4 protein-coding genes are annotated in these 3,765 nt (G+C 30.1%); all 4 read right to left on the reverse strand.

Features of this window, described 5'->3' with window-relative positions:
• Positions 1-78: 78 nt before the first annotated feature.
• Positions 79-1,023 (reverse strand): replication initiation factor domain-containing protein, encoded by a 945-nt coding sequence (locus tag JVU85_RS00360; RefSeq protein ID WP_204172033.1) that lies wholly within the window; start codon positions 1,021-1,023, stop codon positions 79-81.
• A 247-nt stretch (positions 1,024-1,270) separates the two neighbouring features.
• Positions 1,271-1,435: a ribbon-helix-helix domain-containing protein gene (locus JVU85_RS00365; protein WP_107510999.1), complete on the reverse strand. Its 165-nt coding sequence runs from the start codon at positions 1,433-1,435 to the stop codon at positions 1,271-1,273.
• Positions 1,436-1,995: 560 nt separating this feature from the next.
• The gene (gene mobV, locus JVU85_RS00370) at positions 1,996-3,207 is read right to left on the reverse strand and encodes a MobV family relaxase (RefSeq protein WP_204172034.1); all 1,212 of its coding nucleotides are present in this window, start codon (positions 3,205-3,207) and stop codon (positions 1,996-1,998) included.
• A 314-nt stretch (positions 3,208-3,521) separates the two neighbouring features.
• The coding region (locus JVU85_RS00375; protein WP_204172035.1) for an aminoglycoside adenylyltransferase domain-containing protein at positions 3,522-3,765 on the reverse strand (244 nt) is incomplete at its 5' end.

The raw sequence follows: 3,765 nt of genomic DNA on the forward strand, positions 1-3,765 counted from the left end.
AATCGTTTCAATTCTATTAAAACATTATCAATTTGCTTATTTGGTTCCTCCATTATTGACTCCTCTCATCTTTAAATATTATTTCCAAAATCTAAATTCACGTTGCCAAAAATCAATCTGCTTTTGCAATTGTTTTTCGTTAGCTTTTAAAGTCGATTTCATTAATTCAGTTAAATCAATTGGAGATATTTCTTTAATTAATTGCTTGTATTTATATTTAGCATGCCTTTCAAGTTTTCCCCATGTGCCTTCTTCATTCAGTAACAAATAAATCATTGCTTGCTCTTTTACTTTTTCTGGTGTTGTCCAATCAGGTTTTAAAATATGTAAATCATTAAAACAATCATTCCAATAATCAACCATGTCTCGTTTCAATTCAATTTCTATACGCCATAGATGTTCTGAAATAACTTCAATATCTGCATTATCCTTACGTTCCTGTTTTTTATTATAAATTCTAATAAATCTATCGCTATCACGTACCCCAAAGTATTTTGTTTCTGGTTTACCATTACGACCATAAAATATAGTTTTCTTAACTGCTTTATCAGTCATTGCGTAATAGTCGCTCAAATCATCTTCAAAATCAAAAGCTAAATCTAATCTTGTAAAACCGTCATCTTCCATGTAGTCGATAATGTTTTGTTTTAACCAAAGCATTTCTTCATGTGTGAGTTTATTAGGATTAAATTCAACACGCATATTACGTCTATCCCAACTATCTGCTTTTACTTTGTCATATTCGATATAAACTTTTTCGTTAAGTGCTTTAGCTTTAAACTTTGTTTGAAGTATATCCCAAAGTCTTATTTGTGGCTCAATACTCATAAAATCAGACAGCTTTTTAGCATTGGCTTTGTTCAAATTCCCAACGATTGTCATAGCATCAAAACTTAATTCTGGTTGAGGGGTGGTAAAAAAATTACCACTTAACCGGCTATTAGAGTAGCCGGTTAAGGAGTAATTTTGCACTTCCCCTGATGTAACTTGTTTTGAATAGATTTCTTGTTCTTTTTTACTCATAAAAAATCGACTCCTTAATTTTGTTTAAGAAGTCGCTCACCCAAATATATATCTTGAAGAATAAACTTAAATCGTTTAATATCTAGATATACAAATTAATAAAACATAATTCTTATATTTTATTACGGTTTTGTCGTTCACAAACTTTGGTCAGGGCGTGAGCGACTTCTTTTTTTTATTTTGTTATTAATATAACACTATCAAATGGCTTGGTCTAATTAGTTCCTAATTAGATCAAGTCATTTTTTTATGCCTTAAATACTTTATCTTTGTCTTGATACTTACTCAAATATTCTTTATTAACCAACATAGAAATAGCCTGAGATTTAGTTAAACCCATTTGTTCTGCAATTTCTTCAAGTCTTTTCAAAGTATCTTCAGTTAAAGTTATACCTACTTTTGTACGAACCATTTTTACTCCCCATTTCTAACTATTAATAAGTTTATTTTATTCCATTTATACATATATGTCTAGAGATTTCTATACAATAACTCATAAAGTCCCTAAAATGTAGCCTAAATGTAGCTTTGTGAAAAATCGTTGAATCCATTGGCATTAAAGGTCTAAACACTTCACAATCTCGGAATTGGCACTCGGCACTTAAAAGGGGGGGTCGTAGTAGTCCCCCTTTTTCCAACTAAATTTGATAAATTCTAAGCCAAAATACAAAAACAGGGCTAACAGATCACTTCGTGAAGTTAGCCCTAAAACCTAAACCATTAACTCAATTTATTTTTTTATTCCAATTTCCTTTTGGTCTTAAAGTTTGCGTCCTTAACAATCCTAAAAGCTGTCAGTCGGTCGGGTTAATAGCTGACGCTATCGACCGCTGTCGCTTTAAGTCTAAGTTAAGGACTCTTTAAGACAAAAAGTTTTCTCGGCATAAACGTGGGTATAATTAAATTAGATATACTTAAAACAATTCTTTTAAGATTTTGAACGCCATTCTATTTTTAGAGTGGCGTTTTTATTTATCTACCTCTACCCCTATCACGTTTTTGCGTATTCTTTTCTTCTTGATATTCTTCAGGGTGTATTTGTTTATCAAACATTTGTATTGCCTTTATCATAGGAGCATTATCTCTACTCACATCATTCATTAAATTTCTATATTTATTTCTACCAATAGCTTGCTCTAACTTCTCAAAAATCTCTCTAATAACTTTAATAACATTAAGCGCATTATCAAGGTGTTTTTTGAGGTCTTTTATAAACTCATTTGCTCTTGCTAAAGTTTCAGACATATCCTTGTTTTCTTCTCTAAGCTTACTATTTTCGTTTTTTAGGTCATTCAGAGCTTTATCTGACTTAATATACTCATAATCTTCTGTAATCGTTTGTGCTGCTTGTATTTGTTTCTGAAAGTTATTAAATTCTTCTTGGCTTATTACAACATTCCCTGTTTCTTGTATTTCTTTGTTGAACAATCCACCTACTTTTTCAGTTTCATGTTCATATTGGACGTTTAAAGGCTTTTTAAGCGTTTCTAATGATTTTTGGTATTGTTCTATCAACTCACTGCTTTTTTGTTGTATATGGCTTAATTTTTGGCTCTCACGCTCATATTCTTGCTTATGGTATTCTGTTTTTTGCTTATATCGGCTTACCTGATCATGTTTAGCATTTGTAACTTGTCTTGATTGTCCTCGGTCCAAATCATACCCACGTTGATTAACATATTCGTTAAATCTATCTTGAAACGCTGTTAACGCCTTTTTATTCCCTACAACTTCTTTCGCACTTAATCTACCGTCATCAGTGATAGGAACAACACCATAATGCATATGTGGAGTTTTTTCGTCCATGTGAACTGTCGCATATAATAAATTATCTTTACCGTATTCTTGTTCTAAAAACTCTTTAGCATATTCAAAAAACTGCTTTGTATCTTCTGGCGTTTGATTATCAAAGAAATCATTGTCTGATGTAATTAAACCATCAATGTGTTTAATCGCGTCTATTCTAATTTTTCGTTTACCTGTATAATTCTGTTCAATTTTTTCATCAATCAAGTTATTAAAATTCTGTTTATTAGCATTTACCAAATCATAATTTAAGTAAGTTTTACTATGGTCTATATCTTCATTTTCATAATTATTATTTTCTCTTTGAACATGTTTTTGTATGCCTGTTGTATTTGTTCCTGTTTTAACTTTTGAAACTCTAATAATTGAATACGACATATATAATTCACTCCTCAACAATAAGGTTAGTTAAGTAATTTAATACTTTAAGTCTAACATACTAGACTTATTTTACAATAAGTCGTTAAACCGTATGCTCTGCGAGGCTAAAACATGTTTTTGTGCCTGCACAAAAAATGGACTGAATAAATCAGTCCATAAGTTCAAAACCAAATTCAAAATCAAAACATCAGCAACCAAAAATAGTGGTTGTTAAACATAAAGATCAAAACTAAAACAACATATTCAACTACTTACTTTCTTTTTCAAAATTTAAGGAATACTGGATATTGTAAATATTACAAAAGCTATTATCATAATTTATAATTCAAATAAGCATAAAGTTTTTTAATGACACTCTTAACAGGAAAAAGTTCCCAATCAACGCTATTACCATTTTTATAACTAGAAATAGCTAAACTTATTAAATTATTTTCTTCAATTGCTAAATTTTCTATTATCATACTTCCAGCTAAATCTTTTGAATAAAAATTACCTGTTTCATAAGTTACGATCATACGACAAAGGGTTAAAATAACATTTGTTTCATCACCATAA

The organism is Staphylococcus sp. GDY8P72P, from assembly GCF_016890655.1.
GTDB classification, from domain to species: domain Bacteria; phylum Bacillota; class Bacilli; order Staphylococcales; family Staphylococcaceae; genus Staphylococcus; species Staphylococcus arlettae.